We start from the raw sequence: 15,476 nt of genomic DNA on the forward strand, positions 1-15,476 counted from the left end.
GTTCTCTCGCACTTCGTTACTCGACATCTCGAAGCGTGAAGAACGGCCGCGTCACGTACGCCCAGATCCCGGGGATCTCAGCAGGTCGAGTGACCAGCAACGTTAAACGCCAAGCTCAGCCGGTGTGAAGGATCCGAAAGCGATCGGGCTCCGCCGGATCTCGATCGACGACTTGGACCGGTGTCCGAGCCCATTGCCAGACGCTGATGCCCGGCGTGCGGGAGAACCGGATCTGCCCGCGGGTGCCTTCGACTGCAACGCGCGGCCAGGAGTCGGCGATGCGCGCCCGATCCGAGCCGTGAGAACGCAGCATGTCGGCGAGGACCGCGACCGTGTCGTAGCCCTCGAACGCGACGAAGGAGGGCGCTTCGGCCAGCCGCTCACGAAGGGCCGTCCCGACGCGCACACCGAGTGGGCTGAGGCGCTCGGGCAGGTAGCGCAAGAACGGGATCGCGACACTGTCGTCGCCCAGCAGCGTCGACCATTCGGCGAACTCCGGTTGCCCGGCCGGAGCACCCATCATGATCCCGGCGAGGCGCCGGTCGCGGCGCACGGACTTGACGATCGACACGGCCGGCTCCGGGAAGCCGACCAGCAGAAGGAGGGCTGTCGCGCGGTTGTCGACGAGTTCGTCGCAGACGGCCGTGGGGGCGAGCGCGCGCATGTCGAGTTCGATGACGGTGCCGCCGCGCGGAGCGAGGTAGTCCCGCAGAATGCGGGCCCCGGATGCCCAGTAGACACTCGGTTCGGCTGCTACGGCGATTCGGCTGTGGCCCGCGCCGAGGAGGAAGTCTGCGTAGATCTGCCAGCCGTGGGACTGCGCCGGGGCGAGGCGCGCGACCCATTCCGTCGGCTGTTCGGTGAGCGCGTCGAGAACCGCCGACGAGCAGAGGAACGGAAGGCCGAGGGCGTCGGCCCTGGCGGCAGCGGCGCGAGCGACGACGCTGTGGTACTCCCCTGCCAAGGCAGCCACGCCCAGGCGGGCCAATTCGTCCACGGCCGCCGCGGCCCTCTGTGGATCGGCCGCGGTGTCCCGGACCACCAGCTCGAGTGGCCTTCCGGCGATCCCGCCGGCTTCGTTGACTTCGCGAACGGCCAGCTCGAGTCCAGCGAGCAGGTGCCGTCCTGCCTCGACCCAGCCAGGCCGGGTCAGCGGAACGAGAGCGCCGATCCGGACGGATGGTCCGTCAGTCCGCTGCGCTCCGGGGGGCGATGGTGGCGCATTCATGCGTCGGCGTCTCCCGCGTGACGAGTCGGTTGCAGTGGGTCCGGATCGCAGAGTGGCAAGGCCCGGTGGTACGCGTTCATCGCGCCGTGGCGGGCGCACCTGGTGACCACGCCGGACATTGCATCCACCACCATCGCCAACAGGCAACCGATTATCTGTTCGCCGAGTTGCCGGGCTTCAGGAAGCCTTGCCGCGCTCAGCCCGGGATGAGCGCATCCCACTGATCTCGGGTGGGGCCGTCGTACTGGGGCGAGAAGTCCGGGTGGGCAGCCAGCCAGGCGGTGACGCGCCCGTCCACTTCGTCGGTGCCGTAGGCGTCGTCGGCCGGTCGCAGGAGATGGCGTACCTGGGCCCGGGCCCTCATGACGACGGGATCGTCAAAGGCGCAGGCGGCCCGGGCGGCGGCCCGCCGGTCCGAGGGCGGTGAGCTCTCGGCGAGGCGTTGCTCGTTGGCGCGGTCGGCCGTCACCTGCGCGTCGAACCACGGGCGGAGGGCCTGTGCCGTCCAGGTGTGGAAGCCGATGGGGTCCGCGGCGATCCGGTCGGCATGGGTGGCGATGTGCTGGGCGGCGCGCAGGCCGAGGGCCACGCCATGGCCCAAGGTGGGGTTGGTGTGGATGAGGCTGTCGCCGGTGTTGACCAGGCCGGTGACGACAGGACCGTCGTCGTCGGCGAAGCCGGTCCAGCGGTTGTCCAGGCCGCCCATCGCCAGGACGGCTGACTGTGGTTCGGGGTCCAGGCCGAGCCAGGCGGCGGTGGCGGGGAAGCGACGGGCGGCGGCCTCGAACACGGCGGGGTCGGTGAGTGCGCCGCGGGTCGGATCACCCGTGGAGAGCACCAGGTGCACCGCGAAGGTGTCGTTGTCGGAAGGGAAGACGCCGGCGAGCGCGAACGGCGCGGCCGAGCCGGTCTGCACCCGCCCGGGGTCACGCGGGCCGTCGGCACGCAGGCGGTACCAGCGGCACAGATAAGCGATCCCGGTACGGTGGCTGTCGACCACGGGCGGGCGGCAGCCGGCCGCGATCAGCCAGGCGGGCACCGGCGAGCGACGGCCTGCCGCATCGACGACGAGGTCCGCCCGGTGCGTTTCCGTACCCACCTGCACGCCGGTGACCCGGGCAGGGCGGCCCTCCTCGATGGTGAGGGCGCGCACCCGGGAGCCTCGCCGCACCTCAACGGTGCGTTCCCGCCGCACGGCCGCGGTCAAGGCGGCCTCCAGCACGATGCGGCGGGTGCGCAGGGTCACCAAGTCCTCGTCGCCGGCCCGATGCGGCGGATGCTCACCGAACCAGTCGAAATCGTGGTACTCCCTGGCTCCGCGTGCCAGCAGGTCCGCGTAGACATCGGGGGTCTCGGTGAGCAGCACGGTGCGCACGGGCGCGAGGAATGAGTGGGGCTGGACGGCCTGCGGTATCCGGGGCCTGTCCCAGTGGAAGAAGTCCCGGTTCAGGTCCTCTCCGGCCTGCCGCGCGTCCTGCTCGAACAACGTGACCGTGTGGCCCCGCCGGCCAAGCATGAGCGCCGTCCCCAGCCCGCTGATGCCCCCACCGATCACCGCAACCCGCGCCACTGTGCTCCCCTTCGCGTCGTGTTGCCAAATGATCATACTGCTTGGCGATCCAGGGCTCCTCGCGATCGCCTACCGCCGCCGTTGTCCGGGCGGGCGTCAGGCGCGGCAGCGCAGCATTTCCAGTGGGGGGTTGGTGTGGAAGTCCGCCCAGAAGTCCGCGCCGAACGTGCGCACTCCGGCCTCCGACACCGTCAGCGGGACCCAGGTCACCTCGCTGAATCCGGCCGCCCGCAGAGACTCCTCGTAGACCTCGCGGCGCGGACGGTTCGCGACGAACGAGACCGGCGGGTCGAGCAGCGCCGTGGTCCGGACCTGCGGCCCGGTCTCGACCTCCCCGCCGGTGAGCTCGCTGCGGAAGCCGTACTTCTCCGGGGTCGGCCCGTCGAAGCGGAAGTCGGGCGACTGGTTGAGCAGGAAGAACTCGGCGCCGGGCTTCAGGCTCCGGTGCACGTTGCGGCACATCCGCTCCGTGGTGGCGATGTCCTGCGCGTAGTTGAGCAGCTGGACCGCCAAGCCGATGTCGAACTGCTGCTCGAAGGGCCGGAGTTCGGCCACATCGCCCACCTCGTAGCGCAGGCCCAGCGGGTTCCCCTGCTCCAGCTGCTGTGCGACGGACACCATTTCACCGGAGATGTCGACCCCGAGCACCTCCGCGGCGCCACGCCGCTTGAACTCCCTGCTGTAGAAGCCGGTGCCGGAGGCCAGGTCGAGGACCGACTTGCCGCTCACGTCCCCGACCATGCCCAGGAAGCTGGGCACCACCGCGTACTGCTCCAGCGGCAGTGACTTGAAGCCCTCGTACGCCTCACCGATCTCGTCGTACTGATGCACGCTCATCGTGCTGTCCTCCCCGTGTTTCGTGATGTCCTTGGCGTCGGCCCCCGCCTTCGGGACACGCCGAGGCTCTGGCTGGCAGTCTCTCCACATCCCGGCAGACCGTCGTACTGGCAGAACCCACAAAGATCCGGACGTCGTCCCGGCCTCCTGTACGGGCGGGCGTACGGGTCCGAGCGGACGGTGGGACGGTCTCGGGCCGCTCTTCGGCCCGCTCTTCGCGCGTCGGCAGGGCGGCGGCTGCGGATTCGACCGGCTCGCGCCGTGCGGGAATCGGCGAACCCGCCGGATTCCGGTCGAGCCCGCGTCGACGGGGCCCGGTACCCCGCCGCAAGCAGGTCCGGCGGGGTGTGCGGCCTCCGATCAGGGGCGGCGGCTCGCAAGGACGCAGAACTCGTTCCCCTCCGGGTCGGCAAGTACGATCCAGCTCTCATCGCCTTGGCCGACGTCGGCGAGTCGAGCACCCAGGTCGAGCAGGCGACGGACCTCTTCGGCCTGCTCCCTGTCGGTTGGATTGACGTCGAGGTGGAGCCTGTTCTTGACGGTCTTGCCCTCGGGCACCTGCGCGAAGGTCAGCGTCGGTGGCACTGGGCCGAGGCGGTTCCTGCCGTCAGGCACCGCCGGGGAGCCGATCGTGACAATTCCGTCGCCTTCCTCGTGCACTTCGTAGTCGAGGACCGCGCACCAGAACCGCGCGAGACCCCTGGGATCGGCACAGTCGATTCCGAGCTCGGTGAACTTGCTGGCCATGTCAGGACCTCCTGGTCAGTCGCGGGTCCGCCAAGGGTGGCACTCCCGAGCAGGAGCCGCTTGCGACGGGTCTGCACCTGAACCGACACGCTGTCCCCCCGGAGTCAATGTGGGCGGATGATGGCACGAATCAGCCACCCGTGACGTGCGCAGGCACTGGATCGAGACAGCGCGGATGCCGGAGTTCGTGCCGTACGCGTACCGCGATCAGCAACAGGCGTTCACGGGGCGGGTGGACGGAGCCTGCGCGCATGGCCGATCATGACGTGATGTCGCTGCGTACGTTCGAGGCCGAACTGTTCGAGAGTTCCAGGGGCCGCTTGGAGGCGATCGCCTACCGGCTGCTGGGGTCGGCCGGTGATGCCGAGGACGCGGTGCAGGACACGTTTCTGCGGTGGCACGCCGCGGACCGGGAACGGATCGAGACGCCCGAGGCCTGGCTGACGAAGGTGCTCACCAACCTCTGCCTCAACCAGCTCGCCTCGGCACGGGTCAGGCGGGAAACGTACGTGGGGCAGTGGCTCCCGGAGCCGGTCCTGGCCGGAGACCGGATGCTCGGTCCGGCCGACACCGCCGAGCAGCGCGAGTCGGTCTCCATGGCGATGCTCACCGTCATGGAGCGGCTGTCGCCCAATGAGCGCGCGGTGTACGTGCTGCGCGAGGCGTTCGGGTACGCGCACCGCGAGATCGCGGAGATCCTCGACCTCACCGAGGGGAACTGCCAGCAGATCCACCGGCGCGCCAGGCAGCACCTCACCGCCGACCGGGCCCGTACCGAGGTCGATGCGGTCGCCGCGCGGAAAGTCGTCGAGGAATTCCTCGCCGCGGCCCTCAGCGGCGACACCGAGCCGCTGATCCGGCTGCTCACCGACGACGCGGTCAGCGTGGCCGACGGCGGTGCCCGGGTTCAGGCCCGCAGGACCCCGGTCCTCGGTGCGCTCGGCATCGCGCGGTACCTGCGTGGCCTGTTCCGGCCGGGCGACGCCAAGCGAGCCAGTGTCGGTGGCAGTGCCGCCCTCCATGCCGCCGTTGTCAACGGCGGTCCTGCCGTGCTGATCTCGGCCGGCGAGCGGATCGTCGGCGTCATCTGCCTCGATGCGACCTCCGACGGCGTCGAGGCGATCCGGGCGATCCGGGCGATCCGCATCCAGGTCAACCCCGACAAACTGGAACGCATCACGCGCCAGTGGGCGGCCGCCGGCCCCCATCACCCCCTCGCACAGATGTGGTGACCCGCGTCACAACCGTTTCCTGTCAGGGATTGCGCGGCTGTCCGGTTCAGGAGGTGAGTCCCACCGGATAGGGAGCGAGCCAGCCATGAAGCACCGCATTGTCGTCCTCGGAGCCGGGTACGCCGGAGCCGTCACCGCCGGTCGCCTCGCCAGGCGGCTGCACCGCGACGACGTCGAGATCACCCTGGTCAACGGCGATCCCGAGTTCGTCGAGCGGGTACGTCTGCACCAGCTCGCGAGCGGGCAGGACCTGCCGCGCCGCCCGCTGCGCGATGTGTACGCGGGCACCGGCGTGCGGGTCCGGCCGGCGTGGGTCACCGCGGTCGATGCGGACCGCAAGACCGTCGATCTCACCAGCGAGCACGGCGCCGAGACCCTCGGCTACGACACCCTCGTGTACGCCCTGGGGAGCACCGTCGACGACCACGGCGTCCCCGGTGTCGCCGAGTACGCCCACCACGTCGCCGGGAAGCAGGACGCGCTGCGGCTGCGGGCGCGCCTCGGGGAGTTGGAGCCGGGTGGGACCGTGCTGGTCGCGGGCGGCGGCCTGACCGGAATCGAAGCAGCCGCCGAGATCGCCGAGGCACACCCGGACCTCAAGGTCGCCATTGCCGCCCGCGGCGGCCTCGGCGACTGGCTCGGCGACAAGGCCCGGCGCCACCTGCGCGGCGTCTTCGACCGGCTCGGCATCACCGTCCACGAGCGGGCCGACATCACGCGCGTCGAAGCGGACGGCGTGGTCACCGGTGCAGCCGGGGAGATCCCGGCCCAGGTGACCGTGTGGACCGCGGGCTTCACCGTGCACCCGATCGCGGCCGCCACCACCCTGGAGGTGTCCGACACCGGCCGGATCGTCGTCGACGGCACCATGCGCTCGGTCTCGCACCCCGATGTGTACGCGGTCGGCGACGCCGCGCTCGCCGAAGGAGCGGGCGGCAGGCCGCTGCGGATGTCCTGCGCCACGGCGACCCCCATGGCGTGGCAGGCCGCCGACGCCCTCGCCGCGCGCCTGACCGGTCGCAGGGTTCCCGAGACCGTGATCGGCTACGCCGCCCAGTGCATGAGCCTCGGACGCCGCGACGGCATCCTCCAGCGCGTGACCCACGACGATCAGGTCACCTCCACGGTCATCACGGGCCGGACCGGCGCCCGCATCAAGGAGTTCATCTGCGCGGTCGCGGCCTGGAGCGTCTCCCACCCGACTTTGATGCTGCCGAGCCGCCGCCGCCACCTCCCGGCGACCGCCGGAGCGGCGGAGCCCCGCCTCGCCACCCTGTGACGCGGCCGCCGCATCCGAATGCAGCGCAGCGGAGGCCGAAGCCGCCGCTGCCCGCGCCCTGCACCGCGCCGCGCCCGGACTCCTGGTAGGACCGGCAAGCCTGACGGCCCCTCTCCTGCCGGGAGCCCTTCACCCTCCGGACGGACCGTCGCATCGTCCGGAGGTCCGCCCGGCACCCGACACCGTTGCCGGAGCCGTCGCCGACGGCACGTCAGTGGTCGTGGCCGTGCCTGCCGAGGGTGTCCACGGGGGTCGCGCCGGGGCGGGTCCACTGCGGCACGGGGCGGCTGGTCGGGCCCCAGGTGGCGTTCCCGTCCGCGTCCGAGCGCCAGAACCAGCACGGGCTGCGCCCCTCGGGCCAGCCCTCGGGGTGGTCCTCCCACGCCTCGCCGCGGCCGTAGGGCGTCATGTCGAGCAGGTGGAGGGACCCGTTGACCGGCTCGTTGCCACGGCCCGTCGTGGAGTAGGTGAGGAAGGCGCGGTCGCCGTCGCGCAGGAAGCAGGTGAGGTAGCCCATGCTGCCGCCGACCGGCGCGTCCACGTCGCGCACCGAGTACCAGGGCTGGGTGTAGCCCATGAACTCGACGTAGGAGGCCACCTCGTCCGGGCGGCCCGTGGTCAGGATGGCGAACGAGACGCCGCGGGCGTTGAGGTAGACGGCGTCCTTCAGGTGCCAGGCCGTGGTGGTGCAGCCCTCGCACTGCCCCTGGTGCGGCGCGCCGTCGTACCACATGTGCTTGCAGACCACGAGCTCGTCGCGACCCTGGAACAGGTCCAGGAACGGGACCGGGCCGTCGGGTCCGACGACCTCGACCGTCCCGTCGAGCTCCACCATCGGCAGCCGGCGGCGGGCCGCGGCGATGGCGTCGCCCTCGCGGGTGTGGGCCTTCTCGCGGACCAGCAGCTCGTCACGGGCGGCCTGCCAGGTGGCCAGGTCGACCACGGGCGGGCGGCCGGGCGGCGCGGCGGCCGGGTCGTCCGGCGTGGTCGTCATGATGTCCTCCGTGGTGTCTCGTGCCGGGCAGGGCTGCGGGTTCAGCCTCCGTACGTGAATTCGTCGGGCGCGTCCCGATACCGTGCACGATGCGCAGGGCGTGCGCGTTCTGGGTGTCCCCCGAGGGGCGCGGGGTCGCCGCGGTGGCGGCGATCGCGGCGAGGGCCATGGTCCGGGCGCCGGTCAGCAGCGTCTGAGTCACCTGCGTCATACGTGCTCCTTGCATGTCACCGCGTCCGGGCGGCCGCTTGGCGCGCATCTGGGGGAGCACGCCCCTGGACCGGTGTCCGGGCCTCACTCCTGAAGTCGCATTGATCGTATTCATCGCGCTGGGTGATGTCTGGGCCGCGGGACTCCACGGCTCTGGGGGAGCTGCGGATTTCAGGCACCTGGTCCAATCCCGCACCGGTCCGCCGGACCGCCGGACCGCCCCCGGCCGGCGCGGCCGACGGCTCCTCGGATGCGCGGGAGGCGTCCTGGCGACTTCGCCGCGGGCATAGCGTTCACCCTCAGCCCATTGCAACCCGCGGGATGGGAGTTGTTGCATTAGATCGCAAACCATTGCAACGATTTCACGCCTCTCACCTGCAATGACTGAAATTAAGCGCAACGATCCTGTTGCCAGATCAATGAATGCAACGTAGCGTTTCCATCATCGAAAACAACGGTTCGAAGGAGAGCACGATGCAGAAGTTCGACACCACCACCCCGGTCTCGGTCGTCCTCGACATCCCCGCGGGACACATCCGGTTCATCGCCGCCGACCGGGCCGACACCACGGTCGAGATCCTCCCCGCGGACGCCTCTAAGAGCCGCGACGTGAAGGCGGCCGAGCAGACCACCGTCGCATACGGCGACGGCGTCCTGCGGATCGAAACCGCATCCGCGACGAACCGGATCATCGGTGCCACCGGATCCCTCGAGGTCACCGTCCAGCTCCCCGCCGGCTCCCACATCGAGGCGAAGACCGCCAGCGCCGAGTTCCACGGCGTCGGACGGCTCGGCGACGTCACCTTCGAAGGCGCGCAGGGCTCGGTCAAGCTCGAGGAGACCGCGAACGCCCGCCTCACCCTCCTCGCCGGCGACATCTCGGTCGGCCGCCTGGGCGGCCCCGCCGAGATCAGCACCCAGAAGGGCGACATCCGGATCGCCGAGGCCGTGCGCGGCACCGTCGAACTGCGCACCGAGGCCGGCGAGATCCAGGTCGGCGCCGCCTCCGGAGTCTCCGCCTCCCTGGACGCCGGCACCGCCCACGGCCGGATCCAGAACGCACTGCGGAACACCGACGGCGCCGCCGCCGGCCTGAACATCCGCGCGACCACCTCCTACGGCGACATCACCGCCCGCAGCCTCTGAAGGAGCACCCGCCCCTGGCCCTGTAGTTGTGGAGCGTGTCCGGACCGTGCCCCTAGGATGCGCAAGGACTGCATCGACCACCTGCGGGGGACGCGTTGAGAGAGTTGGCCTGCGTCGTACCAGAGGTCCGGGACCGGCTCGTTGTCCGGTTCGGAGCCGAGGTGCTCGGCTGGTGTGACGAGTTGCCGGCTCTCGTCGGCGAACTTGCCGCTCGCTGGAATCTGGATCTCGTCGCGGCGGATGGCGGAGGCACCTCGCGGGTGTTCCGCTGCTTCAGCCACACCGGCACGCCGGTGTGGCTGAAGCTGACGCCGGAGCCCGGGATCGCCCGGGAGGAGGCCGAAGCCTTGCGGGCCTGGGCGCAGACGCCGTCGGTCGTCACTCTGCTGGCACACGACCTCGCCGCCGGAGCCCTGCTGCTGGAGGACGTGGAACCAGGAGTGCCGGTGCGCCAGCTCTCTTGGGATCTGCCCGAGGTCGCGGCGCTGCTGCGGAACCTGCGGACCTCTCCTCCCGTGCCGGGAAAGCACTCGGTAGTGCAGCCTCTCTCACATCGGATCGACTTCCTGTTCGACTTGACTGACCGCAAGGTGGCGGCGGCCGGCATGAACGCTCCGATGGCCTCGGCGGTGCTCGGCCGGGGACGAGCGGCGGCACTGGACCTCGCCGCCAGCGGGCCGGTGGGCCTTGTGCATGGTGATCTTCATCCGGCCAACGTGCTGTCCGGTCCGAGCGCGCGCATGGTGGCGATCGATCCGAGGCCCGCGTGGGGCGACCCGGACTTCGACGCCGTGGACTGGGTGCTTGAAGGAGTTACAGGTCTCGCCGTGCTGGAGCAGAGGATCGAGAAGCTGGCGGCGCTGGTTCCCGGCCAGTCCCCCCAGCGTGTGCTGGGTTGGTGCCGAGCCCTGGCCGCCCTCATCGCAGTCCCCAGAATGTGCGCGGGGCGGGGCGACGCGGAGACTCGGTTCCTCATGACCTTGGCCGGCGGCTGATCCGCCCTGTGGCCGCAGCCCGCGGTGGTGCGGTCGAACGCCTCGGGCCGGCCGGCGTGTCGTCCAGGGCAAGGAAGCGAACCGTCATCGTGCCGCCCTCCGGTACCGCGCCAGCACGGCGGCGCCGACCGGCTCGGCGGACACGCACTCCAGGTACACGGGCGGGGCGCCGGCCGGGAAGAGCCGTTCGCCGGCGCCGAGGACCGTGGGGAAGGTCAGGAGCCGGTACTCGTCGATCAGGTCCGCGGCCATCAGCGCGTGGACGACGCTCAGGCTGCCCGTGATGATCACATCACGCCGTTCGCGCTTGACCGTGTCGACGAGGTCACCTTCGAGGATCCGGGAGTTGGCCCACGCCGATGCGTCGGTCAGCCTGCGGGAGGCGACCAGCTTCGGCACGGCGTTCATCCGCGCGGAGAACGGGTCGTCGCGTCCCGGCCAGAGCCGCGAGAACAGCTGCCAGGTCGTACGTCCCAGCAGCATGACCCCGTCGTCCAGCGCGCTCCCGAGCCTGAACTTGTCCCCGGCCACCGTCTCGGGGCCGTGCCGGAACGCCCAGCCGCCGAGCGGCGTGCCCCCGGACCCGTCCGGGTCGGACACGACCCCGTCCAGGGTGATGAACTCAATGACGATGACGCTCATGATGGGTGTCCCTTCGGTCGATGCTCACCCTTACGTACCGGCGGCATCGGCCCGACTCATCGCGCCTGGCGGAACTCGTCGAAAGAAATCCGCCGGGGCAGGTCAAACGCCTCGAACACGCTCGGATCGGCGAACACCACGTTGTGCGCGACCCGGCCGTCGGTGACCGTGAGGACCTGGAGCGTGTGCAGCCGGTGCCCGCCGCCGGGTTCCGGCGCGTACGCGGCGAGCGCGGGCTGCCCGTTGGCGGTCAGCTGCCTCATGCCCCAGCCCCTCCCGCGCATCTCGAACACGCGGTCCATGAACAGCCCGTAATCGCGGCTTCCGCGGTACCACAGCGGCACCGGCGGCATCTCCAGAACCGCCTCGTCGGTGAGGAGCCGCACGAGCGCAGGGACGTCGGCCGTCTCGAATGCCTCTACGTACCGTTGGATCACCGCGCGCACCCCGGGATCGCTCGGCTCCGTGACCTCGCCCGCGTCGCCTGCGTCCGCGACGGCGGCACGGGCTCGCTGCAGAGTGCTGTTGACGGCCGGGACCGTGGTCTCCAGCTGCGCGGCGACCTCGGCGGCACTGAACTCCAGCACCTCGCGGAGCACGAGCACGGCCCGCTGCCGCGGTGGGAGTACCTGCATCGCCGCCACCAGCGCGAGCCGCAGATCGGCCCGCACCCCCGTGTCGAACCGCGCGTCGGGGAACGGCTGCAGCCAGGGGATGTCGAACACCGGCGTGAGCGGCGCCCCGGGATCGTCGCTCGGCGTGCCCAGCCCGGACGGCAATGGCCGCCGCGCACGCCCCTCCAGCGCGGTCAGGCACACGTTGGTCGCGATCCGGTACAGCCAGGTCCGTACGGACGCGCGCGTGCTGTCGTACCGGTCGCGGGCCTTCCACGCGCGCAGCATCGTCTCCTGCACCAGGTCCTCGGCCTCGTGGAACGACCCCAGCATCCGGTAGCAGTACGCCACCAACTCGCCTCGGTACGGCTCGAAGTCCACGGACCCATCATGGCTGACGCGGGGCCGCCGCACGGCCGGGTGGCGCGGGCGGCGCGCCCCAGAGGGGGGCTACCGTAGGTTCGCGTTTTCTGTGTCCTTTTCTCACAGGCGATGTCCCTTGCCTGGCCCAAATGACACAGAAGTGAGACGAACGGTGTCCTGTCGCAGTGCAGCTGGCGGAGTCTCACTCGGTCTCATCCGAGCTGCCACATTCTCACTGCGTCGCGGTTGACCGCTGGCGGTTCGTATCGTCGAACCTTGGCTGGCCCGGCACTACCAGCAACTGGGGCCGCACAATGGACGCATCTGGGCAGGGAATACGGTGACGACGTGACGGAGACACTGCCCGCTGATGTGGCCCTCGTGCTGGAGGCCGTTCTCGGTGAGGATGATCCGGTCCACCTCGCACTTCGCCAGCAGGTGTCGCACATCCGTGTGCGAGAACGCTGCACGTGTGGGTGCGGCACCGCGTACTTCGATCTCGATACAGAAGCGGTGGAGCCGGCGCCGTCCGGGCCGGGCACTGTGGTGGCGGCCGAAGTCCAGATCTTCACGGAAGACGGAGAGTGCCCCGGCGAAGTGCTGGTCTTCGCGCAGGGCGGCTACTTGTCGTGGCTGGAGGTCTGCTCCTGGAGCGACGACATCGAGGTAACTCTGGCCACCGCTCAACGCTCGCTGCGCACTTGAAGCTGGAGCCCTTCATCGAGGGCTGGCTCCGTTTGTGACCTGGGGCGGTCGGCTCGCAACTCACGCGGGATTCCGCAGAAGCCAGATGCACCGAGAATCCCGAGCCGGGAGTTCTCATCCGACCTGGCAACCCCGCAGCTCAGCGCAAGATCCACAGACGAGCTCAATTCGACGGGACAAACGGCTGGGGTTTGACCCCGCGAGAGCGCAACGCTTCAGGCCGTCCCCGGACGCGTCGGAGGCGGGCTCACTGTTGCACCGGCCCCGCCGCGAGGGCGTCCAGCTGCTCCTTCGACGACGAGAGCCGGCCGGCTCGCAGGTCTTCGACCACCGTGCGCACCCACTCCAGCTCCGCGGCCGTCACCGCCCGCAGGTACTCGGTCTCCAGGCGGGTGATGCGCGGCAGCCCCCGCTCCGCCTCTGCGGCCATGGCCGCTTCCAGTCCGTCGAGCTGCTCCGCGAGGGCGTCGGCCCGCAGCTGCAGTACGTCCCCCATCTCTTCGGGCGTGAGCAGCAGCAGATTCGAGAGAGCGGCCGGGAACTCCGGGAACTCCTGCTTGGGCGCGGAGAGCATCTCCTCCAGCCAGGCGCGGGCGATCTCACGCCCCGCGTCGGTGACTTCGTACACGGTCCGCTCGGGGTACTGCTGATCGCGCCCGGTCTCGCGGACCGCGATCAGCCCGTCGCCGTTGAGTCTCTCGATCGTGCGGTAGAGGCTCGCACGCTGCCTGACGTTGACGACCTGCTCCTTGCCCCAGTCCTTGACCAGCCGCTGGATGCCGTACGGGTGCAGCGGCTTGTAGTGCAGCAGAGCCAGGACGGTCAGGGCGAGGGGGGAGCTGCGGGGAGCGGATGTGGTCATGGAGTCGATTTTAGCCCCGGAATAACTAGTTGACGAGATACTAGTTTCAGTGAAACTATCAAATCGTCAACGCGACACAGCCCCGAGAGGAACCACCGAGATGTCCCTCACTGAGCGCATCCACTCCGACCACGACCTCGTCAAGCACCTCGGCAACTGGACCGAGGCCGGCCACTTCGAGATCAAGGCCCGCCATGGCACCGCTGTCCTCGACCTCCGCTCCCCCGACCTCCCCGACGACGTCGAGATCCACCTCGACATGGACCGGGCCATGGTCAAGCTGCTCGTCGACGACGCCACCGCCATCGACCACTGGAACCTGAGGTGGACCGCCCGCGGCAAGGTCAAGGACTCCCAGTCCTCATCCACCCACAACACGACCGCCGGCCGCCGTGTCCGTCTGTCCGGCTCTGCGACGAACAGCGAAATCCGCATCCACCGCGGTGGCATCGCGATCCTGTCGGCGATGTTCTCCCGTGCGTACTTCCAGGATGTGCGCCGCGCACACAAAAGCGGCGGCGTACCGACGATCGACGACCCTGCGAGGGGGCACCAATCATGACCCGCATCGGCAAAGCCCGCACCGCGCTCGTCATCGGCGGCGGTATCGCAGGCCCGGTCGCCGCGATGGCCCTCCGCCAGGCAGGTATCGAGGCCGCCGTCCACGAGGCGTACGACTCCGCGGCCGATGGGGCCGGAGGCGGCATGACCATCGCTCCGAACGGCCAGAACGCCCTCGACGCGATCGGCGCGGGCGACCTCGTCCGCGCCATCGGCACACCGGTCACCGCCATGGGACTACGGAGCTGGACGGGCAAACACCTCGCGCAGTTCGCCCCGCCCTCCCGCCTCCCGTCCCTGCAGTTCGTCTGGCGCGCCGATCTCTACCGGGCGATCTACGACGAGGCGGAGCGCCGCTCCGTCCCCATCCACCACGGCAAGCGGCTGACCGGCACGACAGAAGCCGGCTCCGGTATCACCGCGCACTTCGCGGACGGTACGGAGGCGAGCGCCGATGTCCTCATCGGCGCCGACGGCATCCGCTCCACGGTCCGCTCCCTGATCGACCCGGCCGCAGCACAGCCGAACTACGCCGGCCTGGTCTGCTTCGGAGCGCGGATGCACCAGTCAGGGATGCCCTCCACTGACGGCGTCATGTACATGTGCTTCGGCAAGCGCGCGTTCTTCGGCTACCAGGTCTTCGAAGACTCCTCGGCGGTGTGGTTCGTGAACCTGCCCCACCGCGCCCCGATGACAGTCTCCGAGGCCCAGGCGATCGGCGCGAACGAGTGGATACGCATCCTGCGGAACGCCTTCGCCGACGACCGCACCCCTGCCCTCGAGATGATCAGCCGTACCAACGCCGGCGAGCTCCTCATCACCGGCCCGATGGAGAACATGCCGGGGGTCGCGAACTGGACCCACGGCCGCATGACCCTGATCGGCGACGCGGCCCACGCCGCCTCATCCAGCTCCGGGCAGGGCGCCTCCATCGCCGCCGAAAGCGCCGTCGAACTGGCGCGCTGCCTGCGGGACTTGCCCTACGGCCAGGCCTTCGCAGCATACGAACAACTGCGCCGCCCCCGCGTCGAACGCATCATCAAGCTCGGCGCCCGCACGAACAGCAACAAGACCGCGGGCCCGGTCGGCCGCGTACTGCGCGACCTCGTGATGCCGGCCACCATGAAGCTGATCAACCCGGAGAAGATGGCCTGGCAGTTCGACCACCACATCGACTGGGACGCGACGGCAGCCCCGCTCACGTGAACTCCAGCCCGTCCAGCGCTCTGGCGAGTTCCGGCAGACGGGCGGCGGGTGCCTTGGCAGCCAGCTCCGCATGGATCCGTATCGCCGCCTCGGACGGGGCGAGGGACTCCTCGCGGCGCTCCAGTGCGTCAGGCAGTCGGCGAGGTTGTCCAGCGCGGGCGATCACGATCCGACGGCGTTCTTCGATGCAGGGCGACGGCCTGAGGGGCTGGATTCCCGGCGGCCTCCGCGGAGGCGGAGGCCCGGTCCCGGCAGGTGATCGCCGCTTCAGGGCGCCCGGCCGGC

General features: G+C 70.2%; 17 protein-coding genes. 7 read left to right on the forward strand and 10 right to left on the reverse strand.

Features of this window, described 5'->3' with window-relative positions; all coding sequences use genetic code 11:
• Positions 1 to 115 precede the first annotated feature (115 nt).
• The 4 genes from AB0I68_RS30165 to AB0I68_RS30180 all read right to left on the reverse strand — a co-directional run bounded on the left by AB0I68_RS30165 (position 116) and on the right by AB0I68_RS30180 (position 4,382).
• Positions 116 to 1,228 (reverse strand): ABC transporter substrate-binding protein, encoded by a 1,113-nt coding sequence (locus AB0I68_RS30165; protein WP_363180520.1) that lies wholly within the window; start codon positions 1,226 to 1,228, stop codon positions 116 to 118.
• Positions 1,229 to 1,424: 196 nt separating this feature from the next.
• A complete protein-coding gene (locus AB0I68_RS30170) occupies positions 1,425 to 2,798 on the reverse strand; it encodes an FAD-dependent oxidoreductase (RefSeq protein ID WP_363180522.1) in 1,374 nt (457 codons plus the stop codon).
• Between the two features lie 96 nt (positions 2,799 to 2,894).
• The gene (locus AB0I68_RS30175; protein WP_363180523.1) at positions 2,895 to 3,635 is read right to left on the reverse strand and encodes a class I SAM-dependent methyltransferase; all 741 of its coding nucleotides are present in this window, start codon (positions 3,633 to 3,635) and stop codon (positions 2,895 to 2,897) included.
• A gap of 360 nt (positions 3,636 to 3,995) precedes the next feature.
• Positions 3,996 to 4,382, reverse strand: coding sequence for a VOC family protein (locus tag AB0I68_RS30180; RefSeq protein ID WP_363180524.1), 387 nt, complete (start codon positions 4,380 to 4,382; stop codon positions 3,996 to 3,998).
• A gap of 269 nt (positions 4,383 to 4,651) precedes the next feature.
• Here AB0I68_RS30180 and AB0I68_RS30185 point away from each other — a divergent pair, with 269 nt between their 5' ends.
• Together AB0I68_RS30185 and AB0I68_RS30190 are read left to right on the forward strand one after the other, a co-directional pair.
• Positions 4,652 to 5,614 (forward strand): RNA polymerase sigma-70 factor, encoded by a 963-nt coding sequence (locus AB0I68_RS30185; protein WP_363180592.1) that lies wholly within the window; start codon positions 4,652 to 4,654, stop codon positions 5,612 to 5,614.
• An 85-nt stretch (positions 5,615 to 5,699) separates the two neighbouring features.
• Entirely contained in the window at positions 5,700 to 6,893 is a 1,194-nt protein-coding gene (locus AB0I68_RS30190; RefSeq protein ID WP_363180525.1) for an FAD-dependent oxidoreductase, read from the forward strand.
• 211 nt (positions 6,894 to 7,104) lie between these two features.
• Here the strand turns inward: AB0I68_RS30190 and AB0I68_RS30195 are convergent, their stop codons facing one another.
• On the reverse strand, positions 7,105 to 7,887 hold the full coding sequence (locus tag AB0I68_RS30195; RefSeq protein ID WP_363180527.1) for a DUF899 family protein: 783 nt from the start codon (positions 7,885 to 7,887) through the stop codon (positions 7,105 to 7,107).
• Positions 7,802 to 8,098 carry a hypothetical protein gene (locus tag AB0I68_RS30200; protein ID WP_363180528.1) on the reverse strand — a complete coding sequence of 99 codons (297 nt, stop codon included), beginning with the start codon at positions 8,096 to 8,098 and terminating at the stop codon, positions 7,802 to 7,804. Before AB0I68_RS30200 ends, AB0I68_RS30195 begins: the two co-directional genes overlap by 86 nt.
• Before the next feature lie 473 nt (positions 8,099 to 8,571).
• Between AB0I68_RS30200 and AB0I68_RS30205 the strand changes: the two genes are divergently transcribed.
• A complete protein-coding gene (locus tag AB0I68_RS30205) occupies positions 8,572 to 9,243 on the forward strand; it encodes a DUF4097 family beta strand repeat-containing protein (RefSeq protein WP_363180529.1) in 672 nt (223 codons plus the stop codon).
• A 161-nt stretch (positions 9,244 to 9,404) separates the two neighbouring features.
• Positions 9,405 to 10,238, forward strand: a complete 834-nt coding sequence (locus AB0I68_RS30210) for an aminoglycoside phosphotransferase family protein (protein WP_363180530.1) — start codon at positions 9,405 to 9,407, stop codon at positions 10,236 to 10,238.
• Between the two features lie 84 nt (positions 10,239 to 10,322).
• Here the strand turns inward: AB0I68_RS30210 and AB0I68_RS30215 are convergent, their stop codons facing one another.
• Together AB0I68_RS30215 and AB0I68_RS30220 are read right to left on the reverse strand one after the other, a co-directional pair.
• On the reverse strand, positions 10,323 to 10,880 hold the full coding sequence (locus AB0I68_RS30215) for a dihydrofolate reductase family protein (protein WP_363180531.1): 558 nt from the start codon (positions 10,878 to 10,880) through the stop codon (positions 10,323 to 10,325).
• Between the two features lie 56 nt (positions 10,881 to 10,936).
• Positions 10,937 to 11,908 (reverse strand): sigma-70 family RNA polymerase sigma factor, encoded by a 972-nt coding sequence (locus AB0I68_RS30220; RefSeq protein ID WP_363180532.1) that lies wholly within the window; start codon positions 11,906 to 11,908, stop codon positions 10,937 to 10,939.
• A gap of 297 nt (positions 11,909 to 12,205) precedes the next feature.
• Between AB0I68_RS30220 and AB0I68_RS30225 the strand changes: the two genes are divergently transcribed.
• The gene (locus tag AB0I68_RS30225) at positions 12,206 to 12,562 is read left to right on the forward strand and encodes a hypothetical protein (protein WP_363180533.1); all 357 of its coding nucleotides are present in this window, start codon (positions 12,206 to 12,208) and stop codon (positions 12,560 to 12,562) included.
• Between the two features lie 247 nt (positions 12,563 to 12,809).
• Here the strand turns inward: AB0I68_RS30225 and AB0I68_RS30230 are convergent, their stop codons facing one another.
• A complete protein-coding gene (locus tag AB0I68_RS30230; RefSeq protein WP_363180534.1) occupies positions 12,810 to 13,424 on the reverse strand; it encodes a PadR family transcriptional regulator in 615 nt (204 codons plus the stop codon).
• Between the two features lie 100 nt (positions 13,425 to 13,524).
• Between AB0I68_RS30230 and AB0I68_RS30235 the strand changes: the two genes are divergently transcribed.
• Together AB0I68_RS30235 and AB0I68_RS30240 are read left to right on the forward strand one after the other, a co-directional pair.
• Positions 13,525 to 13,986 carry a hypothetical protein gene (locus AB0I68_RS30235; RefSeq protein ID WP_363180535.1) on the forward strand — a complete coding sequence of 154 codons (462 nt, stop codon included), beginning with the start codon at positions 13,525 to 13,527 and terminating at the stop codon, positions 13,984 to 13,986.
• Positions 13,983 to 15,191, forward strand: coding sequence for an NAD(P)/FAD-dependent oxidoreductase (locus tag AB0I68_RS30240; protein ID WP_363180536.1), 1,209 nt, complete (start codon positions 13,983 to 13,985; stop codon positions 15,189 to 15,191). Before AB0I68_RS30235 ends, AB0I68_RS30240 begins: the two co-directional genes overlap by 4 nt.
• Here AB0I68_RS30240 and AB0I68_RS30245 read toward each other — a convergent pair.
• A complete protein-coding gene (locus AB0I68_RS30245; RefSeq protein ID WP_363180537.1) occupies positions 15,184 to 15,357 on the reverse strand; it encodes a hypothetical protein in 174 nt (57 codons plus the stop codon). The two genes, AB0I68_RS30240 and AB0I68_RS30245, sit on opposite strands and share 8 nt — an antisense overlap.
• Between the last annotated feature and the right edge of the window lie 119 nt (positions 15,358 to 15,476).

The sequence above is a fragment of the Streptomyces sp. NPDC050448 genome (assembly GCF_040655295.1).
In the GTDB taxonomy this organism is placed as follows: Bacteria; Actinomycetota; Actinomycetes; order Streptomycetales; family Streptomycetaceae; genus Streptomyces.

Excerpts from the sequence above, each read along its gene's own strand:
- AB0I68_RS30180 (WP_363180524.1), bottom strand. The coding sequence starts at position 4,382 with ATGGCCAGCAAGTTCACCGAGCTCGGAATCGACTGTGCCGATCCCAGG.
- AB0I68_RS30190 (WP_363180525.1), top strand. The coding sequence starts at position 5,700 with ATGAAGCACCGCATTGTCGTCCTCGGAGCCGGGTACGCCGGAGCCGTC.
- AB0I68_RS30205 (WP_363180529.1), top strand. The coding sequence starts at position 8,572 with ATGCAGAAGTTCGACACCACCACCCCGGTCTCGGTCGTCCTCGACATC.
- AB0I68_RS30195 (WP_363180527.1), bottom strand. The coding sequence starts at position 7,887 with ATGACGACCACGCCGGACGACCCGGCCGCCGCGCCGCCCGGCCGCCCG.
- AB0I68_RS30200 (WP_363180528.1), bottom strand. The coding sequence starts at position 8,098 with ATGACGCAGGTGACTCAGACGCTGCTGACCGGCGCCCGGACCATGGCC.
- AB0I68_RS30230 (WP_363180534.1), bottom strand. The coding sequence starts at position 13,424 with ATGACCACATCCGCTCCCCGCAGCTCCCCCCTCGCCCTGACCGTCCTG.
- AB0I68_RS30185 (WP_363180592.1), top strand. The coding sequence starts at position 4,652 with ATGTCGCTGCGTACGTTCGAGGCCGAACTGTTCGAGAGTTCCAGGGGC.
- AB0I68_RS30215 (WP_363180531.1), bottom strand. The coding sequence starts at position 10,880 with ATGAGCGTCATCGTCATTGAGTTCATCACCCTGGACGGGGTCGTGTCC.
- AB0I68_RS30235 (WP_363180535.1), top strand. The coding sequence starts at position 13,525 with ATGTCCCTCACTGAGCGCATCCACTCCGACCACGACCTCGTCAAGCAC.
- AB0I68_RS30165 (WP_363180520.1), bottom strand. The coding sequence starts at position 1,228 with ATGAATGCGCCACCATCGCCCCCCGGAGCGCAGCGGACTGACGGACCA.
- AB0I68_RS30240 (WP_363180536.1), top strand. The coding sequence starts at position 13,983 with ATGACCCGCATCGGCAAAGCCCGCACCGCGCTCGTCATCGGCGGCGGT.
- AB0I68_RS30175 (WP_363180523.1), bottom strand. The coding sequence starts at position 3,635 with ATGAGCGTGCATCAGTACGACGAGATCGGTGAGGCGTACGAGGGCTTC.